A 24,278-nucleotide genomic window follows, 5' to 3' on the forward strand; every position below is an offset into this window, starting at 1 on the left:
GTTAGTGGCGCACGGCCAGTCGTTTCAACGATCCGCGGAGGGTTTGCTCTGGGCCGTGACCGGGATTCGTCCGTGATCGAGCCAGTGCGGCAATGAGTTTCACGCTACCGAGGTTGCGGTAGGTGGTGCGGATCTGGTCTGGTGCGGTCACCAGCAGCGCATGGATCTGGTTCATCGCCGCGCCCGTGCCTTGCGGGCGGAGGACCGTTCGGTGAGCAGGATTCGCATCGATTCGACGAGCCCGTCGCGGTCTTTCGGGGTCGCCAGCCCGTGTCCGGACAGTGCGGTGACGGCGGCCTGGAGTGCGTCGAGCGGGTCGGACTTGCCGTGTAGGCGGCGTGCACGGCGGTCGGGCCGAGCGACCTCGAGAACGGTCATTCCGGCACGGCGCAGTATGCGCGCCAGTTCGGCGCCGTAGCTGCCGGTGCCCTCCACTGCGACCGCGACGACGAGGCCGAATCCGCGGAGATAATCGATGATCTTCCGGTAGCCGGTGCCGGTGGCTCTGAACTCGCGGTCACCGAGTGGCCGTCCGTGTTCGTCGATGACCGCGACGTGGTGGGTGTCTTTGTGGTGTCGATTCCTCCGTAGACGCTGATCCCGTTCTCGTCGTCGGTGCCCATCGATGACGTCCCTTCCCCTCGATCGGTGTTGTTGGACACGCACCGACCGGGCGGGCAGACAGCACATAGACGAGACTGCCCAGGTCAAGCTCCTATCAAGTCATGCCTGCCCGGTCGGTGCGCGTAGCCGCGAGGTGACGGACAGATCCATCAGAAGACAGTCCCACGTCGGGACGTCGGTGTACGACCGAGTCACGTCACCTCGCGGCCGTATCCATCATCTATGTGTACGAACCGATCCGCATCGGACCGGCGTGTCGTAGCCCCAAGAAGGCGGCCATCGCGTGACTCTTCGAGAGACCGACCAAAGTCACTCGGGTGTTGGACCATGCGATGACCACTGCCCACGATATCGACCTACACGAGTTCCTGATCGATCGGCTCACCGATGCCAGCCCCGACCTGTTGCGCAGTCTGCTGTCCACATTCATCGACGCACTCATGGGCGCCGACGCCGACAGCCTGTGCGGATGAGCGACGGTGTGGTGCGGCGTGAGGTGACCGGAACTCCACAGGGTGGTGTGATTTCACCGCTGATGTGCAACGTGTTCCTGCATCGGATCGATCGGGTGTGGGATGTGCGTGAGCATGGGGTGCTGGTCCGTTTCGCCGACGACGCCGTCGTGATGTGTCGGACTCGTGCGCAGGCCGAAGCCGCGTTGATGCGGTTGCGGGAACTGCTGGCCGAACTCGGGCTGGAACCGAAGGAGGCCAAGACGAGGATCGTGCACCTGAAACTGGGTGGTGAGGGCCTGGATTTCCTCGGGTTCCATCATCGGTGGGTGCGCGCGCAAGGACGCACCGGCGGCAAGGGTGTGGAATTCCTCGCTCGTTGGCCCTCGGACAAGGCGATGCGGCACGCACGGGACCGTATCCGTGGTCTCACGGGAACCAACCGGACGTTGCTGTCGGTGGACGTGATCGTGGGGGAGCTGGGCAGCTTCCTGCGCGGGTGGGCTGGGTATTTCCGATACGGGAACTCCTCGGCTCGGTTCACCAAGATCCGGCACTACGCGCTGACGCGGGTGGTGGGCATGCTGGCCAAGAAGCACAGGCGTAGCCGCAGGTTCGGGATGTGGGTGGTCTCCCAGTCCTCGGATAACCAGCTCGGATTGATCAGCCTTGATGGGATCGTGGTCGCACCCAGGCCCTTTCGGGCTTGGCGGGTGACGCCGAATGCCGGCGGTGAACGGCGTCGGTAAGCCGTGTGCGGGGGAACCGCATGCACGGATTGACGGGCGGGAGCTGGAAACGGAACCAGATCGGTTACGGTCGAGGAGAAGAACGATCAAACGGGAAACCGTATGGGTCACAAGCGGCTTCGCGACCTACCGCCGATCACGGTCACCGCGCCAGCTCTCGACCCTCCATGTCGGGAAGGTGTGGTGGCAGAGTGGGCAGGTACCGATCCAACGGGCAAGTGCGCGTTGGAGTTCGCGCACGATCCCATAGAGCGTCAGTCCTGCCCACCCGCTTTTGGGTCGGCCAGCCGCAGGGTGGTGATGAACAGGTGGGCGGCGGTGACCAGGGTGGCGTGATGGTGCCAGCCCAGCCAGGAACGGCCCTCGAAATGGTCCAGGCCGAGACCGGTTTTCAGCTCCCGGTAGTCGTGCTCGATGCGCCAGCGAATCTTCGCCAGGCGCACCAGCTCGGGCAGCGGGGTGCCGGCGGGAAGGGTCGAGAGCCAGTAGTCGGTGGGCTCGTCGGCGCCGGTGGGCCACTCGGCGAGCAACCACACCGCGGGCACGGCGCCGTCCTCGGCGCGGGGAATGTCGCGGTTCGCCGGGCGGACCCGGAGCGCGGTGAACCGCGACCGCATCGCCGCGGTCGGATTGGTCGGATCGGTCTTGCTGCCGTGGCGCCAGGTCACGATCCGCAGGGCCTTCCGTCCGGCCGCCAGGACCAGGTCCTTGCAGGTCGAATGCGGGCCGTAGCGGGGTGTCGGCGGGCGTCCCCGCCCCGTGTACGCCGCGGTCTCGGGGACCGACTCGCCGGGATACGCGCTGGTGGCGCCCTTGACTGCGACGACGTAGTCGATGCCGCGCTCGGTCAGCGCGAGTCGGAACGCGGTGGCGTCGCCGTAACCGGCGTCCGCCACCGCCACCGGTGGGTTCCGGCCCCACTCGGTCAGCTCGTCGATCATCTCGATCGCCATTTCCCACTTGGTGCGGTGATGCTCGGTTTCGGGGATCGCCGACCGCCGCCGGCGCGCGGTGATCGCCGTAACCGCATCGGGGTCCGTGGTGGACTGATCGTCCCAGCTCTCGGGCAGGAACAGCCGCCAGTCCAACGGTGCCGAGGCCGCGTCGGAGGCGGCGTGCACGCTGACCGCGACCTGGCAGTTGCCGACCTTGCCGAGGGTGCCCGAGTACTGCCGGGCCACGCCCGGCGAGGCGGGCCCGTCCTTGGTGAACCCGGTGTCGTCGATCACCCACGCATCCGGGTCGATCAGATCACATGCCTTGCGCGACAGCGTTTTCCGAACCGGCACCACATCCCACGGCGAGGTCGTCACGAACTGCTGCAACTGTTGGTGATCGACCCGCAGCCGCTGCGCCATCGGCTGCATCGACTTCCGCCGGCCGTCGAGCATCAACCCCCGCGCATACAGCCCCGCCTTCTCCCGCTGATCCTTGCGTGCCAGCGACGAGAACACCTCACCGACAAACGTATCCAACTGTTCCCCGACACGGGCGAGCGCGGCTGTATCCATGCCCGCATACTCTCGAGAAAATCACGAAAACTCGAGCCGACACACCGAGCTAACAAAGTACTACTAGTGTCCTCGTGGTCGAAGGAAGCTAAGCTCGGCGGCTTGATCCGCAAAGGGAGAATTCCCGCGCAACAATGGACCGAACTTGCTGATACACGTTGCGTGACACCTCAGCTGGGTTGCAAGACCACCGACTCGGCAACCCCGCCAGGATAGAATCTAACAACTCAAGACTCTAGAGTTACAGGCGTGACGGAGGACGCAGACGAGCGCCGACAACCAGGCCGAGCACACAGACACTGCAGGGCCGCAGCGCGCGTATCCATAGCGACGATCAGCCTGGCCTCAGGCGGAGGTGCGCTGCACCGACGAGCCAACCGGTCACGTTGTGATGTACGCCGGTTTGTCCGACCATGCCCGTCCGCGGCGACGCGTCTCCTCTCGGAATGACCTAACTTCTTGTGCCACACCGTATCCTACCTCGTCTGCGAGGAACCATCGGTAGAGACCGAGCCATGTCACAGTCGTGAGATACGAACGCCACGGGGCTCCGTTGACGGGTTGGCCATGAACAGACCAATATCGCCCGTCGGCGACAGTGATCTCGAGACTCATCGTTACGGGTACGATCCCGACCCGCGTTGTGGTCATTTTCAGGTCCGTGACCGCAAAGACCTTTCCGTCTTCGAGTACATACCCGTGGGCGAGCCGCTGGTCCTCACCCGTGGGCTTGTCCAGATCCAGGTGGCAGTGCAAACGGAATCCGAACCTCTCGCCGAAAGAGCCCCAGAGTGCGTTCATCGACGGGATGTCCAGCGTCGGTCGTGGACCCCAGCTGTGATTCATCCGGTCGATCGAATCGATCGGGTACGTCTTGCCGCGTACGGTGATTTCTCCGGTCACGCGACCGTGCATGTCGAAATGTCCCTTGTAACCGCTACCCATCGAGGACGCGGCGTACTGTTCCTCCTCCGTCGCTCCTGCGAGTGGATTGAGTTTCGGATCGTGTATGTCCCACGGATCCATGATGCCCTTCCAATCGACATGAATTTCCGTTCCGTCGTAGCCGGAGTAGTCGATCCGGTACTCGCGTGGCGGCGTGACTGCTTCGATTCGCAAGCCGTTGGGTGCGTCGATTAGCGAAAACCGGTCCGGACAGGGCAGGTGTTCCTGGTTGTCGTCGTACAGTACCTCCCACTCTGTTCCGCTGACCGCGCCCGTGACTCGGACGCAGCTCGTCATAGCGCCGATCACGGGGCGCGCGCAGATGTAGGCGAACGCGAACAACTTGGCCTCGGGCACCGAGATGGGAATGAAATATGTTTCCGCCCATGTGTAATCGGAGTCTTCGTCGTGGTGAAACTCGAGGTCTTGAGCGGTGATCATGGGATTCCTCGTCTGTGGATTGCGGTTTCGGGTCGTGCTCAGTTGTGCGGTGAAGAATTCGACCAACCTTGGGATGCGAACCAGGACAGCTCGTCGTCCAAAAGTGGCTGCGAAGCATCCAGTATGGTTCGGTCGACTGATCTGCGCACGTCGACGTCGGAGGTGCGTGCGGTGCGCACGATGTCGCTCACAGCGGTTGCGAGAGAGGCAGTGACCTCGTCGATCTCGACACATTCTGCGGACGTCGATTCGCGCACCGAGCGCGCTGCCCGCAAGCTCTCGTCGACGCGAGTCATGATCTCCGGTGGCCATTCAGCCACCGTCCGCACCTCTTCGGTCAGCGTTGTGTATCTGTCGAGCTCGCGTAGTGCCTTGGCGCGGCGTTGTGGGAGCTGTGAACGGAGCATGTGCAGCGTCTTGACAATGAGATCTGCCTGCTCAAGCGCGAGTGGGTGGCCGGGGTCGATCGCGGGAACGACGGTTGTCTCGAGCGACCGGATCATGGCCGCGAGTGCGTTGTCGATTGTATCGGTCACCGTGCGGCGCTCCTGACCTGGGAAAGTTCGTCGACCAAATCACGCGCGAACGCGTGAGCGAGGCCCTCTATCCATGTCAACAAGACGTCTTGATGAGACCGACCGAGGTGCGAAACTCGGTAAGCCGTACCCAAACTCGACGCAACGAGTTGGTACAGATTCATCATTTTGTAATACCGGAGACGAGCGGGGTCGACCTCCATGCCGGACGCTTCCGAGTATCGCGAAAGGAATTCCTCTTCCGGGATGAGGCCGGAGACCATAAGATCTCCACTCTGACTGCGATTACCCCACTGCCGCAGCATGATCCATGCGAGATCGCGGTGCCGATCGCCGAGGTAGCTTCGTTCCCAGTCCAGCCACGCGGTGATGTCGCCGGAGTTTTCGTCGAACAGAAAATTTCCGGTGCGGTAGTCGCCGTGGATGACGCTGATCCGATCCAGCGGCGGGGCGTTGTCAATCAACCAATTCGCTGCGACTTCCATAAAGGGCAAATCTGTTCTTCGGTCCTCCTCCCAGATGCGTCGAGCCCTGTTGACCTGCCACAGAGCGCTTTCTGGGGATCCGACTCGTGGCCGACTGAAGGCGTCCAGGGGTGTGTCGACACCGTCGACATCGACTGTGTGAATGCGCGCTATATCGTCGACGAACTGATCCGCGAGGCGGGTTCTCAGTTTTCCGGTGTATAGACCACCGACACCGCCGACGTGGCTCGTGGTTCCCCGCGGCTTCGTAACTCCGTCGACGAACGAGTAAATCAGCGCCGGCCGGCCGAATGCATCGTTCGACTCGTCGATCCAATACACCCGAGGTACCGGGACCACATCGCGTAGGGCCGTGATGATCTGAGCCTCGCGCACCCGGCTGGTCGCGTTGAGTGACTCGAGGGGTTCGAGCCGAAGGACCAACCGATGATGACCCGCCTCGATCGATCCGTCGCCGCTCGTGTCGAGATCGAACGCCACCTGCATCTTGGAACCGCCGCCGCTGAGCCACCGAACCCGATCGATCGAGAAGGCGCCGTGCGTTGTGCGTCCCACGAACCGCTCAAGCATCGCACCGATGGCGGACAGATCCGTCTCGGGCCGCTCTTCGCCGCCGTCCCGTGAGGTGAGTTTCGAGTCCAGGACTCGGGCGTATTCCGCCTCAGTGGGGAACGTTGAGCGCAACCACTGGATCGTTTCGGGGCTTGGCCTGTCTCGCTCGGCTTCGGTCATCGTCCGCGGTTCGTTCCAGCTCGACGACGAAGTATCCTGACCTTTAGCGGCTAGAGCAGCAGGGGTCGGCATCAGATCTTCTCCTTGGGTCCGCGATCAATGATTCTGTCAGTCACCGCGACACCTATCTCGCTCTCCGCGTCGACGACAAGCGCCGACGATGCACTGGAACGCTGCTTCCGAGTCATGGTCATTAGCAATACAATTCCGGAGAGTAGCACTCCGCCGTTCAGCCACAGAGTGGGAGCGAACGAACCGGTTGTGTCTCGAATCCACCCGGTTACGAACGGCGCCGCGAAGCCGCTTAGGTTGCCTATCGAGTTGACCATGGCAATTCCGCCGGCTGCCGCGCTCCCGGCAAGGAGCGTCGTGGGGAAGGTCCAGAAGAGTGGAGACATCGTCAGCATTGCTGCCGTGGCGACGGTGAACAGAGTGACCACCAGCCAGACGTTCGTGACCTGCGTGGCGGCGATGACGCTCACGACCCCGACGATTCCCGCCGATGCGAAGTGCCATCGACGTTCTCCGGTTCGGTCCGAATGGGAACAGACGACGACCATCGTGACGGCGGCCACCAGATAAGGAATTGCCACAACGAGTCCGAGCTGCCACGGCACGAAAGACCCGGCTTCGCGCAGCATGCGTGGAAGCCAGAAGCTGATCAAGTAGATGCCCGACGCCACGGAAAAGTACACCCAGCATAGGCCATAAACACGCCAATCTTTCAACGCTGCAACGAACGTGGTGTGTTCGGGCGGATTCGCAACACGATCCTCTTCGACGCGCAAAGTCGCAAATGCGCGTTCTGCAGGACTTAGCCATTTCGCGAGTTCGGGACTGTCGGCCAGGACTGCGAACACCAGCGACCCAAGAACCACCGGTGGAATACCTTCGACAAGCAGCATCCACTGCCATCCGTCCAGTCCTAGCCAGCCTTCGAAGAAGGACAGGATGACTCCCGACAGCGGTGCACCGACGACTCCGGACACCGCGACGCCGGTGATCAAGAACGCCATTGCCTTGCCCCGTCGCAGGGACGGATACCAGTAAGTCAGGTACAGGATGACGGCCGGAAAAAAGCCGGCCTCGAATACGCCGAGCAGGAACCTGAGGATATAGAACTGCCACTCGACCTGGACGAAGAGGATCAGTGCCGATGTGATGCCCCACAAGATCATTATTCGTTGAAGTGTGCGACGAGCACCGATTCGGTGCATCAAGAGGTTGCTCGGAACTTCGAACAGCAAGTAACCAATGAAGAAGATGCCGGCACCGAGTCCGTATGCAGCGTCGCTGAAGCCTAGATCGGTCGATAAGGACTCTTGAATGAAGCCCACGTTGACACGGTTGAGATAGCTGGCGAGCATCGCGGCGAAAAGGAATGGGATGATTCGTAAGGTGATCTTGCGGTAGAGCCGATCCGGGTCGACACCGTCTGTCGAGTAGTTGGTGGGCATGACGTCGATGTCTCCTAGGTTGTGCTGGCTGCGGAAAGGCGCTCCGTGTGAGCGGATTTCTCGCTCTCAAGAGTCGCGGTGATCCGTTGGCGCAGTTCGTGTTTCTTGACTTTGCCGGTCGCCGTGGCAGGGAACTGCGTGACCACTTCGAGACGTTGCGGAAGCTTCGGCGTCGCAACCCGGCGAGCCCGTAAAAAATCGACCAGCTCGTCGAGGCCGGGCGCCTGATGACCGCGTGCGACGATGACGAATGCGCATACCTTCTCGCCGAGGCGCTCGTCGGGCATGCCTACCACGGCGACGTCCTCGATGGCCCGATGCTCGATCAGATGGTCCTCGAGCTCGCGTGCGCTGATGTTCAGCCCGCCCCGGATGACGATGTCCTTGGTTCTCCCTGTCACCCGGACGTAGCCGTCCGCTGTCATATAGCCGAGGTCGCCCGATCGCGCGAACCCATCGGCGGCAGCCAGGGCTGCTGTTTCGTCCGAGTTCTGGAAATACTCGAGCATATGGCTCGGTCCCTTATACGCGATGTCTCCGATCTCCCCGCGGGGGAGCTCCTCGCCCTGCGCGTCGACGACCCGGAGACTCGCACTTCCGCGTGGCCGACCATCGGTGCTCGCCGACAGTTCGGGGGCATCGTCGCTGGCACACATCGCGTTGAGGAACGACTCGGATCTTCCGTAAAGGCTCAGAACCTGGCATCCGGAAAGCTCTCGACGTGCCCGCTCGACCACGGCCCCGGGGATGGGAGACCCGGCGCAAACCCATTGACGTAGAGTGTTTGCATTCGAGCGGTTTTCGAGGGCACCGAGAAACATCTGCAGGAAAGCCGTAGCCGTGACGGCGACCGTGCAGCGGTGCTGGGCTACTTTGGCGACCGCCGCAGCAGGTGTCCACGATTCCATGAGATACGACTGCGCCCCGACCAGAAGCGGCAAAATGACGCTCGTCATCAATCCGGTGCTGTGCGTGATCGGTGACGGTCCGAATTGAACGTCCTCGGAGGTCGCTTCGAGGCTTCGAGCGATGGCGATAGCACTTGCCCGAACGGTGTTCACAGTGTGGAAACACCCCTTGGGACGTGCCGTTGTTCCGGAGGTATAAACGATGAGGAATCCCTCGTCCGGTCCCGGATCTGTTCCGAGTTCTGCGAGCAGGTTGTCCGGCTCACCGTCAGCCAGATGGGCGGTAATAAGCGAGGTGCCGGGCACCTCATCGGTCGCTCCGCGCACGATGAGAACATGCTCCAGGTTGTCGCAGCGCGCGATCATCTCACTGAACATCACGCGATGTGAGAAGCCCTTCCACTCCTCGCAGGTCACCGCAAACCTCGCGCCGCAGTGCCGAAGTATGTACTCGACCTCCTCGTCCCGGTAGATCGGCATCATCGGCACGATGACTGCCCCGACCCGAGAGACCGCCGCGGCCGCGACCGCGAATTCCACCCAGTTGGGCAGCTGAACGACCACTCGGTCTCCTGCGCCAACTCCCAGCCGACGGAATCCGACCGCGAGACGTACGACCTCGTGACGGAACTCGCTGAACGTCAGCGATCGGTGGTCGTCGAAGACGAACCGAGACGCTCCGCGCTCCGCGGACTGCCTTTCAATCATATCGAAGAAGCTGTCGCGCAACCAATCCCCACTGTCGTAGAAGTCGGTGACCTCCGAGATGGAATACCGATCGGCCACTACTGCCATCACCAAACTCCTACCTTCTTGTGTCCTGCATCACTATGGAGCGTAAGTTAGCTCCCTTCCGCCGAAAGGTCGAATGGTCTGGCCGCTAAAAGCGGGGCCAAATATTGAATCGACGTGCCGCTACGTGCGGTTTTCTGCCCTGCAGAAACTGGAGGGCTCGTAGTCCGCATCACAGTAGAGTGGTCGTGTTAGCGAGACTCCCCAGCGCAGTCGCGATGGGAACTCGGCTAACAAAGAGGAGGAGCGGTGAGTACCCAGTCGCAGCGAAACCCACGATCGTCGGCCGCGATCGGGGATGCGAACCGTGGGCCGAGTGCTGCGGCCGCTCGGCGCGCGAATGTACGACGCCTGGTCGACAAACCGACGTATATGGTTGAGTCGGTGCACAATGCCCTCGTGCTCCTGACCGAAGTGCGTGACCAAGGCGGTATTCGATTAAGCGACGCTGCAACGGTTCTCGGAGTTGCGGAGTCAACCGCTCACAGGCTTCTGTCGACGCTGGCGTATCATGGCTTCATCAGCCAGGAGCCCGATCGGCGCTATGTCGCGGGCGCCCAGATGGGCATCGAGCCGGCTCTGGCTGGCACGCAGCGTGCACTGCGCGCCGCATGCCAACCGGAACTGGATCGCATTACCCGAGCAACCAACGAGACGGCAAACGTGATGGTCCGTACGGGCACTCTGTCCCGCACCATCGCCTCCGTCGAGTCGACCCGTCTGCTGCGGATCGGTAGCCGACTCGGTCACGTGACCGAAGCTCACCGTGCTGCGGGGGGACGGGTGATGTTAGCGGAACTCGACTCTGCGTCTCTTCACGCTCTCGACGTTGAATCGCCCTTCCCCGAAGGCTTTGCAGAACTTTTGGCCGTCGTCCGGGCTCGCGGTTACGCAACATCCATAAACGAAGTGGAGGACGGGCTGTCGAGCATAGCCGTTGCGATTCACCTCGATGATGAGGCAATCGGTGCACTAGTGTTACTTCTCCCGTCGAGTCGCTTCCCGTTCGGCTCCGAAGCGCGCCTGGTCAAACATCTCGCTACCTCGGTCGAACGGATCGAGGGCGCGTTGAGACGCGGCGGACCGGAGTTGGTCGTAGATCGGAGGCGGTCGTGATGGGGGTTCATACGGCAATCAAGAAAAACCGGAGCGAAGCCTGCTTCGCCGGCCCCGCTCCGGCGTCCGATCGTCCCATCTACTTGACGGCAGCAGATCCGGCGTTGCGCTGAACATTGCCGATGCGCATCGGGCGTCTGCCTCACACAGCTGGACGACTTCGGTGCGAGCGGTCACGATCAGCAGATTCTGCGTGGCCGACAGGTCGGTGCGAGGGTTGCTCCGGAGGGTCGTCGCGTTGCTCGGGTCATCGGTGTGCGGAGGCCGGGTAGGGATCGCGAGTATGGCGTCGCGATCGCGGGCATCGTGATCAGGGCGTGGCGATCGTTGGGCGAATGCCCTTGCCGCCGTCATGTTCACCGTCCTTAACCACACCGATGCGAAAGGGTCAGGGTTGTGGGGCAAACCGACACACCGTGAGTACCACAGGACGAGGCGGCAGCGCCGGACGACTACTTGGTAGATCAGCCTCCCCACGGAGACGACACACTATGGCGTTGTACCAAGTAGCGTTGTTCGCGCGCAAAGCGGTCAGGAAACCAACACCCAGGATTCATCCGTACGGTCTATCAGACGGGACAACACTGTACCGACAATAGGAGCACCACTTCTATTCTCCGCCGGAGTTTTCTAGGGCTACCGACCCGCTGGATGTTCAGAAATTTGGAGTAAACATGGTCCCCAACACCTCTATGGCGAGGTCCGCTACCTGTCTCGGTATCATGCGCATGATGAACGTGATCAGGGCGCGGCGGGCTGTTCAGCGACTATTTTGTGGTTTCTGTGCACAGGAGTTGTTGAGTACCGCGGACGAGTTGAGATCGTATTGTTCCGAAGGATGCGCTAATCGCGACTGGGCGTGCAAAAGTACGGCTCTGTTGCTGTTTTCGATTTAGTGGGGGTGTGCACTGAACGAGTCTTGATCGTGCCCGTGCTGTCGATTGTGCTTACCGTCGTGCCCGGATTGGATGCGATGGAACTTAACCGTCGCTGTGTGCACGTCATTCCGGGTCGATTGCGTCCGACGACCTGGATAACGGCGAAGGTGGGGCCGCCGTAGATCACTCTGAGGGCGAGGTTGATCGGTTCGGTGGCCGGGCAGGGTCGGACGTATGCCATGGCGATCGACGTCGTCCGGAACCCGGCCTGGGGCGTCACCGCGGAGTGGCCGGCGAGCTCGGATGCGCACAGGAGGACTCCGCCGTGGACCTTGTCCAGCGGATTGCGGAGCGATTCCGACGGTTCGGGTTCGAGGCCGGCCGAGGCGTTGTCCCGTCGGGTGGTGGGCGCCGAGTAGTTCGGATTGACGTCGCATTCACCAGAGCTGGGTCGATGTTCCTCGGTGATCACCCCGCATCCGTTCTCCAGCGTCGATTGTCCGGCTGAGTTGAGATTGATTTCGCCGTTGCCTTTGAGTGATCAGTAGGCGGATCTGGGTGGAACAGGCCGGCAAACACCGGCCGACCTCGATACAGCAGGCACCTCGAGGCCGGCAACTGGGACTGCAGGGCGCGTTGCGCGGCTGCGCATCGAATCATCACGAATCGGAGTTCAGTCGTTGGATACCAACAGGGGGTTCGTCGACCGGAATCGCCCCGGTTCGGCCACCGTGCAGCGGGCATCCGAACGATGTCCTCCGACCGGGCATTGATTTACCCTTCGACGAGGCGCCGATTGTAGGTCTCTGGGCCAGCGGATACCCCGAAGGCGAACAGAACGCACAGTACCGCGACCAACCCGAAGGTACCGGCCTTGCCGACTCCGTCGTACACGTAGCCACTGATTACGGGCCCGAGGGCCGACCCAACGACCAGTCCGACCGTAATCGCCGTCCCGGAACCGAGAGCTCGGATCCTGGTGGGATACAACTCCGGCAGATACGTCCAAAATGTTCCGGACAACACCTGAAGCGTAAAAGCCAGGAAGAATGCGCACACCAACGCCATCCACGCCGAGCTCGTCAAAGCAATGGCCAGGGCGAGCACAATGTTCACGAGAGTGCAGGCGAAGCCGACCGCGCGCCGTGGAAGGCGATGCGCGCCGACCACTCCGATCACCCCTCCGAGCAGACCTCCGAGGTTGATCAGTGTCGCCAGCCTCGCACTGGAACCCGAATCGAAGCCCAGCGACGTCAGAACAGTCGGCATGAAGATCGTCGAAACCGTGACGGCACCGAAGAGGCTGGTAACCAGGGCCCAGGACACGAAAGTCCGTCGGCGGACCGACCTATGAAACAACTCCGCCACCGACGACTTCTCCTCCGACACTCCTTTCCCCTCCGTCGAATCGAAGTAGCGGACGATCGCAAGCGACTCGTTCGCGCGCAGTCGATTTTGGGAAATCAGAGTGAGAGTCCGATTCAATTCCGCGTACTTGCCCGCACGGATCAGATAACGCGGAGACTCGGGCACGTACATCCGGACAAGAACAGCGAGAAGCGCGGGAACCACCATGATTCCCAGAAGAATTCTCCATGATTCAACCTCACCACCGACGGCGTCCCCTAACGGACCCAGAATGAGGGCGGCCAAGCCGGCAGCGGCGAAGATCCCAACACCGCCGTGAGTCAGGCTCATTGCGCCCGTTGCCGCGCCGCGGCGCTTTGTCGGCATTAATTCCGCAACAACGGTGTATCCGAGCGCCATTTCACCCCCAAGGCCGACTCCGACGACGACACGCGCAACCAGAAGCGATTCGTAACTCGGCGCCAGCGCGCAAAACAGGGCGCCCACGGAGTAGATGAGAATGTTCGCCATGAAGATCCGCTTCCTGCCGTAGCGGTCGGCGAGTCGGCCACAGACGAGAGATGAGACCGCCATCGCCAGGAAGGTAGCGGTCGAGAGGAACCCCACCTGAGAGGTCGAGATACCCCACTCCGCAACGATTCCCGGCGCGGCGAATCCGATATTGTATTGCTCGATGATATTGAACAGCCCCCCGAGCGCGATCAGCCCGAGAATCTTGTAATGCACGGACTTTATGCCGATGTCATCCACGATATCGGCTAACCGGGCATAGACCGCATCGGCGGTATTAGGCTTCCCGTCAACTAATTCGTCGTTGTGTGACAACCCTCGACTCGTTTCTATTCGCAGAGAGTTCGGCGGGCAACGCCGAAACAGGGTGGAAGTACTGTCTGGAGAAGAACCAATTTTCGGCTTCGATACAAAAACGGAAGAAAATTGCCCAACCCAATTCACAGAGATCCCGGCTTTCGGTGACAACGACCGCTCGGCCGGCTCCGTGCCCCGTCACTCAGGGCGCCGCGGCCGGGGCCTCCATCGATGACTTGGGGCGCTGGTTACTGCCTTCGCGGTCCAGCAATCGCTCATCTATGGTCCAACCATTGTTACTATAGGATCGAACTTTATCATTGATGTGACTGAGCGCACAAGAAGTTTCGCTGAAGTTGCTTCATTCGCGCCTCTGGAGTCACTGACGAGTCCTTGAAGCTTCCGAGCAGCGGTTCCTCGTCGTGAAGCTTTGGGGCAGCGACTCCCACGCACGTTGCCGATCGGCGCGCAACATCGAGCATCCGTGAGGGAGCCGCAAGGGGCGAAGAACTATGGTGCTGCGACCATTCTAAGGGGGGCAACGGCACCAGCCTCGCAGTTGTTTCCGTAGGTCTCTACTCGGTAATGACGACCGCCGAATCGTTTGCACCAAAACGGCATCGAGCGCAGCATGCGCGCTACGTGAGGGCAAGGCCACCACCAAAGCTCCTACGTCCTCGCCGTGTTTCCGAATCCATACGGCAACACTGGCAAAACGGTGATCGATGTAGCGTATCCACTGTCACGGACAGCCCGCAGATCGCGAAAGAGGTGCTGTGGCTCATCAGGGTTCATCGTCATTCGATGCGAGGGGGACGACTGAACAACAGAGGGGCAAGTTTGGCAAGTCGCGCTTTGCCTTTGAACGCGCTTGCGCTGGATGATCCAGGCAACCTATCTGCAGCAACCAAGACAACCGAAGCGGTGGTGCGCGCGAGACGGTCTGTCCGCACCATGGCATTAACAGTTTCCATGGTCGTAAAGCCGTTCGAGTTCGAGCAGGCATGTCGCATCCTGCACGACAAACCTTGATAAGCGAGCTCAGCCCCAAGCTTAGCCCGGAGTCGATGCGCTGTTGAATCCGCCGCGCCGAGTTCTCATGTCGCAAACTGAGTCGCGTGTCGCCCCTGATCCCGAATGGTGTTCAGCAAAATCAGTGTCTTGTTTAGGCCTCGACCATTTAGGTCAGATTTCCGCGGAACGCCTCGCGTGCGGGTGCAGCACAAGGGGCGGCGCACGCTTTAGGAGTTGCTTGTCGAGGATGCTGCCGTTGTGAGATGACGGCAGACGCCACTGCATTAGCGTTGTTGTCGGGAACAGTAGATCCTCGGAGGCGCCGAAAATTTCGGTTCTGGTGGCTCGCTCCGGGCAAAGACCGGTGGCGGATTCTGTTGGACCTCCGTGCGCGGTGTCCGGGGAGCGTGGTGCTCCCCGGACACTCACTGCTCCCCAACACGCCCAACCATTGTGCCGGTGAGTTCTTCTTTTGCACACGATCGTCGCGGAGGTTTCCGAAGACCTATACGTGCGCCGAGAACAGTGCGTGCACGCAGAAACGTCCAAATCTGGTTCACTGTTCTTCACGTGCCGTATCCTCGCCCGCTTCGCCGTCGGACGGCGGCGAGTGGATTCTGGCCGCGAGTTGTCTTAATGATCCGTGCAATAAGCACGGCCCCGTCAGCCGGCGGGTGGGAGGTAGACGGTGTGCAAGTGCTGGAAGGTATGTAGTCCTTCGGGACCGAGTTCGCGGCCCAAGCCGCTGTTCTTGATGCCCCCGAATGGTGCAACGGGATCGTTGGTGTAGTGGTTGACGCCGACGGTGCCGGAGGCCACTCTACTGGCGAAGCTCGCGGCGCGTTCGATGTCCGACGACCAGACCGACCCACCGAGTCCGTATTCGCTGTCGTTCGCGATGGCAAGCGCCTCGTGCTCGTCGGTGTAGGGGATTACGGTCAGAACCGGTCCGAATATCTCTTCTCGTGCGATCGTCGCGTTGTTGTCCAGATCGGCGAAAACGGTCGGCTCGACGAAGAACCCGCTATCGATGGTTTCGGGTCGCCCCCCGCCGGTGGTCAATCGCGCACCTTCACTCTTACCCTGTGCGATGTAGTCCTCGACGCGCTGACGCTGTCGTGCCGATACCAGCGGACCAATCTTGGTTTGAGGGTCCAGGGGGTCACCGATCGGGAGGGACATGGCTAGGTCCGTGACGGCGTCGACGACTTCGATGTAGCGCGATTGCGGTGCGAGGATTCGCGTGTTGAGCCAGCAGATCTGGCCGTTGTTGAGCAGCGTCACCCCGAACAGCGCATCCATGGATGCGTTCAGGTCAACATCGTCGAGTAGGACCGCTGCCGACTTGCCGCCGAGTTCCAGGGTTACTGGGCGTAGGAGTCGACCGCATGCTTCGGCAATCCGGCGGCCCGCTGCGGTGGAGCCTGTGAAGGAGACCTTGTCGACGTGAGGGTGCTCGACGAGGTAGGCGCCGATCTCGCGTCCACCGGGGACTACGTTGAGAACTCCGGGGGGTAGGCCGGCGGCAGCGGCGGCCTCGGCCATCAGGAAGGCATCGAGGACTGTTTCCTCGGCTGGCTTCAATACGACCGTGCATCCGGCCGCGAGCGCCGGCGCCAGCTTGAGGAACGAGATTGCCTGCGGCACGTTCCACGGGACGATTGCCGCGACGACACCGACGGGGTGGCGAGTGACGCGGGCGGTTCCACCGAGCATGCCCGGGCGCTCATCGACTGGGGGAGTGTCGACCATCATCTGGCTGAAGTAACGCAGCAGGATGGCTGGAAATCCGCCCTCGAACTGTTCGGCCAGCCAGATCGGCATACCGTTTTGCATCGTCACGCGTCGAGCGGTTTCCGAGGCACGGGCTTCGAGTTCGGTCGCGAAGCGATCAAGCGCTTCAGCTCGTCGCTTCGGGGACCAGGTCGACCACCCGGACGGATCGTCGAATGCACGTCGAGCGGCGGCAACAGCGCAATCAACATCCTGAGTCGAGGCTGCGGGCACCCTCCCGATTGACTCTTCGGTAGTCGGGGAATGTACCTCGATCGTGCTCGTGGTCGCCGGACGCTGCCAGCCACCATCGATGTACAACTCTTGATAGTCGATGGATGTCATCTCACTCCTCTGTTGGGTATGAAGGCCGTTCTCCGGCCGACTCTATGAACCGTGTTTTCGGCAGCGATCACCGATAACACAGATGACTCACCTATTGCGGCCGAACTATCGGGCCGTCACTACTGGGCTCCCCGTAGCCGCCAGCATGTTGCACAGGACGTGGGCGTAGAATAATCGGTCTGACCATTCTAATGGTTTTGTGAAACTTTGACAGTGGATGAGGGCGAAGCAACGAGCTACCGAGATTGACGACCGAGCCCCGAGGGGATTTGTAGGCAATCGAGGTATGAAAAGATCGGGTCATGCCGGACTTCGAACCGCAACTGTCCGCCAGGGACCTCTCTGCAATGCTTGGTGCTTGGAGGGCTGACGAGGGAACATTAAGTGTTGGTCTCGCGACTGCGATCGCGCACATGATCGAGTCGGAGAAGTTGACGAGCGGCGTTCGGTTACCGGCTCAGCGTGCGCTTGCTGCCGAGCTCGAGGTCGCGCGGGGGACAGTTACCACAGCGTACGAGATACTTTCCGGTGGGGGATATGTCACCGCCGAGGTGGGCCGCGGGTCGACAGTCAGCTCGATCAGCAAGCCCAGGTTGCGTCCGGCGGCGAATGATGTGTTCGGTTACGGACCAACCCCGGTAGCCATCGACCTGTCGACCCAATCGCTTCCATCGAGCGCGGCAATGAAAGCCGTTCTCGAACATGTCAATCCGACCTCGTTGCGGCCCTATCTCGAAACCGACGGGCACACCCCGTACGGGCTGCAGGTCTTGCGGTCGGCGGTAGCCCGTCATCTGACCTCGTCGGGAACTTTGACCGGCCCCGAACAGATCCTCATTACTGCCGGCGCGCAGCAAGCGTTGTGGCTGAGCGTGTTTGTGATGACAGATCACGGTAACACCGTGATCGTCGAGGATCCCACTTACCGAGGCATCCTTGCGGTGCTCGAGAGCGTCAACAAAGCTTTGCGTGTCGACAGTTATCCGGCGGTATCGGCCCAACTACGTGTACCCCCTCGGTCGCGTTCGGCGCTGGTGTATTTGCAATCGTCGGTGCACAGTCCGACGGGGCGAGTTCGGTCGAAGGAGATGCTCGATGCATTTGCTGACGTCGCAAACGCGCACGACCTGCTGGTGGTCGAGGATCGGAGTGCGGCAGACCTGATATACGATCCGGACCAACGAAATGCCGGTTTGAGCGGTCTGATCGACCCGGAGCGATTGATTACGGTGGGCACGATGTCGAAACTGTTCTGGGGTGGGCTTCGAATCGGGTGGATACGCAGTGACCCGCATACGATTGCCCGAATTGCGGATACCAAGCAGACGATCGATGTGACCACGTCAGTAGTTGATCAGTTCCTGGCTGCCGAGGTGCTCGAGAACGCGCAGGAAGCTATTGCCGACCGCCGGCGACTCCTTCTGGACCACCTCGGTCTCACTGCGCGCATCGTCAGGGAGGTGTGTCCGCGGTGGGACCTGGCGATGCCCGAGGGTGGGAGTGGGCTGTGGATCGACACCCACTCCGACTCGATCGAGTACGTTATGAAGGCTCAAGCCCGTGGTATCAGAATAGCCGGTGGCCCGTCCTTTTCGCCGACTCACGGGTTCGAGACTCATATCCGACTACCGGTCTGGAGCGCAGCCGAAGCTCTCAGACACGCGCTCCAGACCGTGGAGTGATAGCAGTACGAAATCCTACTCTGCACTACCACCTTTCAGGAGGGTCTGCAGGTCGCGGACGGTCGAAGGGTCGGGATCGAGTCCCAGAGGCAACAGCCATGCGCGGTCGAGTTCGAGTTTCCGCAACGAATGATCAAGAACCGCACGCTCGATTTCGCTCCGCGTGGGGGCGGCCAGGTCGTCGGCCTCGGCGAGCAACGATGTGAGCGTTTCGCCGAGTTTGACGCCGAGGTCGGAATACTCGCGCGCGGTACTCGCTGGATGTGCCAGTACCTGTAGCGATTCGGCGTGAACCTGTGCCATTCGGTCGCTCACTGCAAGTCGTCTGACTGAATCAAGATCCATAAGCTGACCCATGAGGGTACTGAGCTCGAGCACTTCCGTTCGGCGCCGCGCATCGATGAGGTCCACTCTGTCCCTTGCGAACATGATAGCGTCCCATACCAAGTGGGCCTGTTCGAGCGCTTGGCGGTCACCCGAAGAAGCCAGTGCGGGTAGCACGCAGTCGTGCATCGCCTTCGCCGCAGCGTTCAGCGTAATGCTGGTGAAATCCATGGTCAGATAACCTCCTCGAGCTGACGTCCGAGTTGACCGAGCAGAATCGGAACCGTCCCTTCCAATCTGGCGAGAAGGACATCCTGATGGGACCGCCCTAGCTGAGCTATGCGCATAGAGGTTGCGAGAGTTTTTACGGTTGACGAGAAGCCGCAGAATATGGTGTACCACCGAAGACGGGCCGGGTCGACACTAAGGCCGGACGCCTGCTCATAGCGTGTGAAGAATTCGTCACGAGGCACGAGACCCGACACCAGGAAATTATCTCCGGACTCGTCGTAGTGACCGAACAGATCCTGCGAACAGTATGCGAGATCGAAGTGCCGATCGCCGAGGTGCGCCGATTCCCAGTCCAACCAGGCCGTCACCTCCGCAGTGCTCTCGTCGAACAGGAAATTGCCACTTCGGAAGTCGCCATGGACCACGCTGACCTGATCGAGCGTCGGAAGGTTCCGAGCGAGCCAATTGGCCGCCAGGTCCATGATCGGCGATGCATCGAACTTGTCGAGCAGCCACAGCTGTCGTTCGAAGTTGAGCTGCCAGTTGGCGCTTTCGGTGGTGCCGACTGTAGGCACCACCAGCGCCTCCGATGCCCAGCCGGTGGGATCGATGGTATGCAAGGCCGCCAGGCTCGAGATCAGCTGGTCACCGAGTGGTTTTCGCAGATCCGCGCCAAAATTGGTACCGAGACCACTGACCTGACCCGTCGCGGTCAGAGTGGGTTTGGTGACACCGTCGACGAATTCGCAGATCAGTCCGGGTTCGGGTAGGTGGCGGGCTTCATCGTCGATCCAGTAGGCCCGTGGTACGGGGAGCACGCCGGCGACACCTCGGAGAATTTCGAACTCGGTCGTCTTGATCGTTGCGTTCAGGGATTCCGGCGGATCCATGCGCAGTAAGAGATGTCGCCGCGTCGGATCGGCCCCTGCAGTGAGTTCGAACGACATCTGGATCTTGGATGCGCCACCGGTCAGCCACACCGGATTGTGGATCTCGTAGTCACTGCCGTCCTCGTCCTCGGTCAACAGCTCTCGTACCGCCTCGGTGAGCTGTGTCAGCGACAGGGGCGACCATCCGGCGCCCCGCCGGCGATCGAGCTTGCGATCGACGGCACGTTGGCTCGCCGAGTCGGTGGGGAATCGATCGCGGACTGAACGGAGAACTTCTGCTGCGGGGGTGCTGGATTGGGGCAAGGTGTGCATTTTCAGTATTCCTGACTTTTCTGGCCTCAGATGCCCGGGCCGAAGGATTGCACAGTGCGAGCCCCGTGTCGTGATGTCCGATCCGCCAGAAACTCGATGCCATACGTGTCGGCCATTAGGCCGTACGCGCTTTTGCCGTCGAGTTCGTAGTGCATGAGTGACTGGAAGGTGACGTAGGAAGGGCTGAATGTGTACCACGGTGCGCTCGCGATGGCAGCACCTCGAAGAGTCAGGGTACGCCCGGTCGAATCGGTCACCGTGATTTCATTCTGGAAAGGACTGAGACCCTGTTGCTTTCCCGAAACAGTTGCGTCGGTAATCCCGTAGACCTTATCGCCTTCATGAATGTAACCGAAGCGCAGTGGCCCATACACGACCTCACCTGCCACGAGTTCGATGCCGGTGACCAGGTGGATGCCGAGGTCTTCGTCGAACGGAATGTGGATGTATGAAATTGCAGCCTGGCCAAGTTCGGTGCGCGTGCCCCAGCTCCGATCCATTCCTCCCATGGCATCGATCTGGTAGGAACGTCCGCGTAGGGTCAGTTCCCCTCGGACTCTTCCCAAGAAGTCGAGGTGGCCTCCCGCCCACGCGTCTCCGAGCCCGAGGTCGGTGTGGTCTTCGTCAGGTTTGGCCAACAACGGGTTCTCGTCGGGGTCGTTCGGATCCCACGCAGGCATCGCACCTTCCAACGTCATATCGAAAGAGCAGGTGCCTGCGATATTGGCGTAACGGAAATGGTAGTTGTTCGGCGGACTGGGGACATCGACCTCCAGCCCGCTCGTCAGGGAGAAGTTGGTCATCGAATCGGGACACGGGCAATGCATCTGGGGGTCGGTCAGATCTGCCGTGAAGGGGTATCGGTTGAGTCCTTGTACCACGTTGATCGACGAGATCGCGGCGCCGACATTGGGTCGCGCCAGTACATATACATTTCCGTAGATCTGTTCTTCGGGGATCGCGAACCAGAAGCCGATCGTCTCGGTCCAGGTTGTGAGGGAAGAATCGACGGGATGCAGGTCTGCGTCTTCGGGGTGAATCATTATTACCTTTCTGAAAGTGTTGTGTGCTGCGGTGATCAGGCGTCCGGCACTAGCACGAGTTTGGTGACTTCACCGCGTTCTTGGGCGGCGACTGCCTCGTTGATCTTCGAGAATGGGTACGTCGAGATGATGGTGTCGAAAGGGAACTTGCCGGCGGCGTGGTACGCGAGTAGTTCCGGAATGAACGACTGTGGCTGGCTGTCGCCTTCAACGATGCCGCGTACGGTGAGTCCTTTCTGCATAGCACCGACGATGTTGAGCGGGAGGTTCACTGAGAAGTCAGCAGGTACGCCAACCAGGCCAACCGTGGCATTCTGTGCCGCGCAATCCATGGCGGCGGTGATGACCTCGGTCCTGCCGGTTGTGTCGAAGATGTAGTCCACGCCGTCCGGTGTGATCTCCATGATCCGTTGAGTCAGATTCTCGCCTACCGGGTCGATCACTTGGGTCGCGCCGAGTTGTGAGGCAAGGGTCCTTCGCGATTCGACGGGCTCAACCACGATGATCGTCGAGCAGCCACGGATGACCGCGCCCATCACCGCGGCCAGTCCGACGGGACCGCCGCCGAGTACGACCAGCGAGCTTCCTTCCGCGCAGTTCATCGACTTCATCACAGCCCCGGCGCCGGTCTGGATGCCGCAGCCGAGCGGGCCGACGAGAGAAATGTCGAGGTCCGTGTCGACCTTGACGGTGTTGCGCTCGGTCACGAGCGCGTGTGAGGCGAAGGATGATTGACCGAAGAAGTGCGCATGCACGGGCGACCCGTCCATGACCATGGTCTCTGATCCGTCTGGCCGACTACCGATGTAGTTTTCTTGTGTGAAGGTTGTGCAGTATGCCGGACGCCCATTCGCGCATGGACGACAGGTTCCGCAGCTGCTGAAGGTTACTGCGACCTTGTCGCCGGCGGTGACCGACGTGACATCCTGGCCCACGGCCACGACCACCCCGCTGCCCTCGTGTCCGAGGGTGAGCGGATAGGGCAGGCCGTATACACCGTCCCGGGCCGCGATATCGGTGTGGCACAGGCCGACTCCACGGATCTCGACGACGATCTCATCGTTCCTAGGTGATGCAAGGTCCACTGTCTCGATCCTGAAGTCCTGGTGGGGGCCATGGGCGACAGCTGCGGTGATCTGCACCTTTAGTACCTCTTCGTCTGATTGGCTGGGCCAATTCTGCACTATTTTCATCCGATAGATGAAATGGTTAGGCCAAAGTGTAGGCAAGAGTGGTGCGGAGCACAATAGGCGCCGAGGCGTTCCCCTTGCTGCGCCCCGCCAGAGTTCCTGGAGGTCGGGTCCCGGCGGCCGATGTCCTGCGGCGCTTATGGCGCTGGCCGGCGCTGACAGCGATCGCCTCGGGTTGGGCGAGGGGTGGAGCTTGCTATGAGCGTGCTGCCCCGGCTGTCTGCTGCAAGGGTTCGAGGTTCACTGGTCGGGCTCTCATCCTCTGCGAGCTGCGCCGCGGGTCGATCCACGCGCTGTCACCACCGAACTCGTCGGCGAAGCAGTCCAGGAGACCTGCCCTCAGTCCATCACCGCCAGAGACCACCGCCAACCCGCCAGCTTCCGAGCGATCGCGACGTTCGCGACCACGGGCCGTTTTCCGCCGCTCGAGAAACCCACCCACCGCTGATGCAGCCGACGATTGCCCTGGTCACCCCGGGCACGAGCCGCGACCGCCGCCTGATCCCATCGCGACCGCATCACCGCCCCGAGGTGATAGCGCGGCCGGTGATGCCAGGCAGCTTCCACCAAGAGCCGGCGTGCATGGGTGTTGCCGGTATTGGTGATCGATCCCTGAATCCGCGATGAACCGGACGTGTACTCCCGACGGCACCAACCCGACGAACGAGCCGATGGTGTTGCCGGTAAACCGATTCCAGTCACCGATCTACACGGCCAACGCCAACCCGGTCGGGATGCTCACCCCGCGCAGGCAGGCCAGTCTGCGCACGATCGGAGTGAATTCACTCACCTCGGCTGTTTCCTCGTTCGCCATATCGAGTCGCAGGCGGCGGGCCTGCATTGTGGGCGCATGGTCGTAGTCGACGTCGAACGCCATCCTCGTCGCGGGCAAGGTCAACGGCGGCGCTGCCTCAGTGCGCAGCCAGCGGTCGTGTGCTCCGGTCCAGGCCGCGCCGCCGTAGTGGACGATGCCGTGGCGAAGTGACAGTTTCGACAGACGGTGACGTGGCCGCATCAGATCCCCGCGGCACTCCTCTCGAGCCGGCACCAGATCTCGCGCTATTTCCTGATCAATGCTGGGGACCGTCACCGGGGTGACCTTGTCCAGGCACAGCAGCCGGGCCAGGTGCAAGGCATTGAGGACATCGGTATTGATCCGGTCCCCGGCTGGTTTCCGCAACTTCGACGGGGCCGCGACCTCGCACCGGACCCCGGCCGCGGACAGGTCCCGCTACAACCCGAAGCCGGTCGGTCTGGCCTCATATGCCACTGCCGCCGGACCCGGTAGATCCGCTAATAGGGATCGGATGTGTTCATAGGACGGGGTCAATCGTGTCTGGATCCCGTCCCGGTGACGCTGTCGATGGCTGCTGCTGCGACCGAACGTGCGTGCACGTCCAGTTCAACGCTCGTACGCGCAGTAGCCCCGGGCCTCCCACAGTTGCCGGATAGGCGGAATAGGACGGTTCGTCTGCTCGGTAACCCACGAATCTTGTGCGTGAGGCCCGGCCCGCAAGACGGGTCCACAGCTTCGGTGTCCCTCGATGATCGCTGGCCCGCCCGGCGCAGGCCGCGATGTCAACGTAGAGCACACGCACCGAGCATGAACGACGTTGATGACATCGCCCCGCGCCAGGCACATGCTCGCCGACCGAGGGACGCCGATCCCACCG

The 24,278-nt window shown here is 61.5% G+C and carries 17 protein-coding genes and 3 pseudogenes; 4 read left to right on the forward strand and 16 right to left on the reverse strand.

Features of this window, described 5'->3' with window-relative positions; all coding sequences use genetic code 11:
• Nucleotide 1: 1 nt before the first annotated feature.
• Nucleotides 2-175, reverse strand: a complete 174-nt coding sequence (locus tag H0B43_RS42070; protein WP_252190877.1) for a hypothetical protein — start codon at nucleotides 173-175, stop codon at nucleotides 2-4.
• Nucleotides 172-711: an IS110 family transposase gene (locus H0B43_RS42075; RefSeq protein ID WP_252189623.1), complete on the reverse strand. Its 540-nt coding sequence runs from the start codon at nucleotides 709-711 to the stop codon at nucleotides 172-174. The genes H0B43_RS42070 and H0B43_RS42075 overlap by 4 nt, the downstream gene beginning before the upstream one ends.
• A gap of 245 nt (nucleotides 712-956) precedes the next feature.
• Here H0B43_RS42075 and H0B43_RS35990 point away from each other — a divergent pair.
• Nucleotides 957-1,094: pseudogene (locus H0B43_RS35990) on the forward strand (IS256 family transposase); the annotation flags it as partial.
• Entirely contained in the window at nucleotides 1,094-1,825 is a 732-nt protein-coding gene (locus H0B43_RS35995; RefSeq protein ID WP_185723649.1) for a reverse transcriptase domain-containing protein, read from the forward strand. The pseudogene H0B43_RS35990 and the gene H0B43_RS35995, both read left to right, overlap by 1 nt.
• Nucleotides 1,826-1,967: 142 nt before the next feature.
• On the opposite strand, the pseudogene H0B43_RS36000 reads toward H0B43_RS35995, so the two are convergent.
• The 6 genes and pseudogenes from H0B43_RS36000 to H0B43_RS36025 all read right to left on the reverse strand — a co-directional run bounded on the left by H0B43_RS36000 (nucleotide 1,968) and on the right by H0B43_RS36025 (nucleotide 9,635).
• Nucleotides 1,968-3,336: pseudogene (locus H0B43_RS36000) on the reverse strand (IS701 family transposase).
• 381 nt (nucleotides 3,337-3,717) lie between these two features.
• Nucleotides 3,718-4,638, reverse strand: a complete 921-nt coding sequence (locus H0B43_RS36005) for a hypothetical protein (protein ID WP_185723647.1) — start codon at nucleotides 4,636-4,638, stop codon at nucleotides 3,718-3,720.
• 122 nt (nucleotides 4,639-4,760) lie between these two features.
• The gene (locus H0B43_RS36010; RefSeq protein WP_185723646.1) at nucleotides 4,761-5,225 is read right to left on the reverse strand and encodes a hypothetical protein; all 465 of its coding nucleotides are present in this window, start codon (nucleotides 5,223-5,225) and stop codon (nucleotides 4,761-4,763) included.
• A 29-nt stretch (nucleotides 5,226-5,254) separates the two neighbouring features.
• Nucleotides 5,255-6,475: a phosphotransferase family protein gene (locus H0B43_RS36015; RefSeq protein WP_185723645.1), complete on the reverse strand. Its 1,221-nt coding sequence runs from the start codon at nucleotides 6,473-6,475 to the stop codon at nucleotides 5,255-5,257.
• A gap of 71 nt (nucleotides 6,476-6,546) precedes the next feature.
• Nucleotides 6,547-7,932 carry an MFS transporter gene (locus H0B43_RS36020; protein WP_185723644.1) on the reverse strand — a complete coding sequence of 462 codons (1,386 nt, stop codon included), beginning with the start codon at nucleotides 7,930-7,932 and terminating at the stop codon, nucleotides 6,547-6,549.
• A 14-nt stretch (nucleotides 7,933-7,946) separates the two neighbouring features.
• Nucleotides 7,947-9,635 (reverse strand): AMP-binding protein, encoded by a 1,689-nt coding sequence (locus H0B43_RS36025; protein ID WP_252189621.1) that lies wholly within the window; start codon nucleotides 9,633-9,635, stop codon nucleotides 7,947-7,949.
• A gap of 396 nt (nucleotides 9,636-10,031) precedes the next feature.
• Between H0B43_RS36025 and H0B43_RS36030 the strand changes: the two genes are divergently transcribed.
• On the forward strand, nucleotides 10,032-10,748 hold the full coding sequence (locus H0B43_RS36030) for an IclR family transcriptional regulator C-terminal domain-containing protein (protein ID WP_185723642.1): 717 nt from the start codon (nucleotides 10,032-10,034) through the stop codon (nucleotides 10,746-10,748).
• An 843-nt stretch (nucleotides 10,749-11,591) separates the two neighbouring features.
• Here the strand turns inward: H0B43_RS36030 and H0B43_RS42080 are convergent.
• The 3 genes from H0B43_RS42080 to H0B43_RS36045 form a co-directional block, all read right to left on the reverse strand.
• Nucleotides 11,592-12,098, reverse strand: a complete 507-nt coding sequence (locus H0B43_RS42080; RefSeq protein ID WP_252189620.1) for a hotdog fold domain-containing protein — start codon at nucleotides 12,096-12,098, stop codon at nucleotides 11,592-11,594.
• 302 nt (nucleotides 12,099-12,400) lie between these two features.
• Nucleotides 12,401-13,819 (reverse strand): MFS transporter, encoded by a 1,419-nt coding sequence (locus H0B43_RS36040; RefSeq protein ID WP_185723641.1) that lies wholly within the window; start codon nucleotides 13,817-13,819, stop codon nucleotides 12,401-12,403.
• Nucleotides 13,820-15,478: 1,659 nt separating this feature from the next.
• Nucleotides 15,479-16,933 carry an aldehyde dehydrogenase gene (locus tag H0B43_RS36045; RefSeq protein WP_185723640.1) on the reverse strand — a complete coding sequence of 485 codons (1,455 nt, stop codon included), beginning with the start codon at nucleotides 16,931-16,933 and terminating at the stop codon, nucleotides 15,479-15,481.
• Between the two features lie 302 nt (nucleotides 16,934-17,235).
• Here H0B43_RS36045 and H0B43_RS36050 point away from each other — a divergent pair, with 302 nt between their 5' ends.
• A complete protein-coding gene (locus H0B43_RS36050; RefSeq protein WP_185723639.1) occupies nucleotides 17,236-18,615 on the forward strand; it encodes a PLP-dependent aminotransferase family protein in 1,380 nt (459 codons plus the stop codon).
• Between the two features lie 15 nt (nucleotides 18,616-18,630).
• On the opposite strand, the gene H0B43_RS36055 is transcribed toward H0B43_RS36050, so the two are convergent.
• The 5 genes and pseudogenes from H0B43_RS36055 to H0B43_RS36075 all read right to left on the reverse strand — a co-directional run bounded on the left by H0B43_RS36055 (nucleotide 18,631) and on the right by H0B43_RS36075 (nucleotide 24,000).
• Complete coding sequence (locus H0B43_RS36055; protein ID WP_185723638.1) at nucleotides 18,631-19,170, reverse strand: hypothetical protein; 540 nt, start codon at nucleotides 19,168-19,170, stop codon at nucleotides 18,631-18,633.
• Between the two features lie 2 nt (nucleotides 19,171-19,172).
• Complete coding sequence (locus tag H0B43_RS36060; protein ID WP_185723637.1) at nucleotides 19,173-20,372, reverse strand: phosphotransferase family protein; 1,200 nt, start codon at nucleotides 20,370-20,372, stop codon at nucleotides 19,173-19,175.
• 26 nt (nucleotides 20,373-20,398) lie between these two features.
• Nucleotides 20,399-21,415 carry a hypothetical protein gene (locus H0B43_RS36065; protein WP_185723636.1) on the reverse strand — a complete coding sequence of 339 codons (1,017 nt, stop codon included), beginning with the start codon at nucleotides 21,413-21,415 and terminating at the stop codon, nucleotides 20,399-20,401.
• Between the two features lie 35 nt (nucleotides 21,416-21,450).
• Nucleotides 21,451-22,557: an NAD(P)-dependent alcohol dehydrogenase gene (locus H0B43_RS36070; protein WP_185723635.1), complete on the reverse strand. Its 1,107-nt coding sequence runs from the start codon at nucleotides 22,555-22,557 to the stop codon at nucleotides 21,451-21,453.
• 387 nt (nucleotides 22,558-22,944) lie between these two features.
• Nucleotides 22,945-24,000 (reverse strand): annotated as a pseudogene (locus tag H0B43_RS36075) (transposase).
• Nucleotides 24,001-24,278: the final 278 nt, after the last annotated feature.

This window comes from Rhodococcus sp. 4CII (assembly GCF_014256275.1).
Lineage (GTDB): Bacteria > Actinomycetota > Actinomycetes > Mycobacteriales > Mycobacteriaceae > Rhodococcus_F > Rhodococcus_F wratislaviensis_A.

Coding starts and splice junctions, on each gene's coding strand:
- H0B43_RS42070 (WP_252190877.1), bottom strand. CDS start 175: ATGAACCAGATCCATGCGCTGCTGGTGACCGCACCAGACCAGATCCGC.
- H0B43_RS35995 (WP_185723649.1), top strand. CDS start 1,094: ATGAGCGACGGTGTGGTGCGGCGTGAGGTGACCGGAACTCCACAGGGT.
- H0B43_RS36010 (WP_185723646.1), bottom strand. CDS start 5,225: ATGATCCGGTCGCTCGAGACAACCGTCGTTCCCGCGATCGACCCCGGC.
- H0B43_RS36015 (WP_185723645.1), bottom strand. CDS start 6,475: ATGACCGAAGCCGAGCGAGACAGGCCAAGCCCCGAAACGATCCAGTGG.
- H0B43_RS36020 (WP_185723644.1), bottom strand. CDS start 7,932: ATGCCCACCAACTACTCGACAGACGGTGTCGACCCGGATCGGCTCTAC.
- H0B43_RS36025 (WP_252189621.1), bottom strand. CDS start 9,635: ATGGCAGTAGTGGCCGATCGGTATTCCATCTCGGAGGTCACCGACTTC.
- H0B43_RS36045 (WP_185723640.1), bottom strand. CDS start 16,933: ATGACATCCATCGACTATCAAGAGTTGTACATCGATGGTGGCTGGCAG.
- H0B43_RS36050 (WP_185723639.1), top strand. CDS start 17,236: ATGCCGGACTTCGAACCGCAACTGTCCGCCAGGGACCTCTCTGCAATG.
- H0B43_RS36055 (WP_185723638.1), bottom strand. CDS start 19,170: ATGGATTTCACCAGCATTACGCTGAACGCTGCGGCGAAGGCGATGCAC.
- H0B43_RS36060 (WP_185723637.1), bottom strand. CDS start 20,372: ATGCACACCTTGCCCCAATCCAGCACCCCCGCAGCAGAAGTTCTCCGT.
- H0B43_RS36065 (WP_185723636.1), bottom strand. CDS start 21,415: ATGATTCACCCCGAAGACGCAGACCTGCATCCCGTCGATTCTTCCCTC.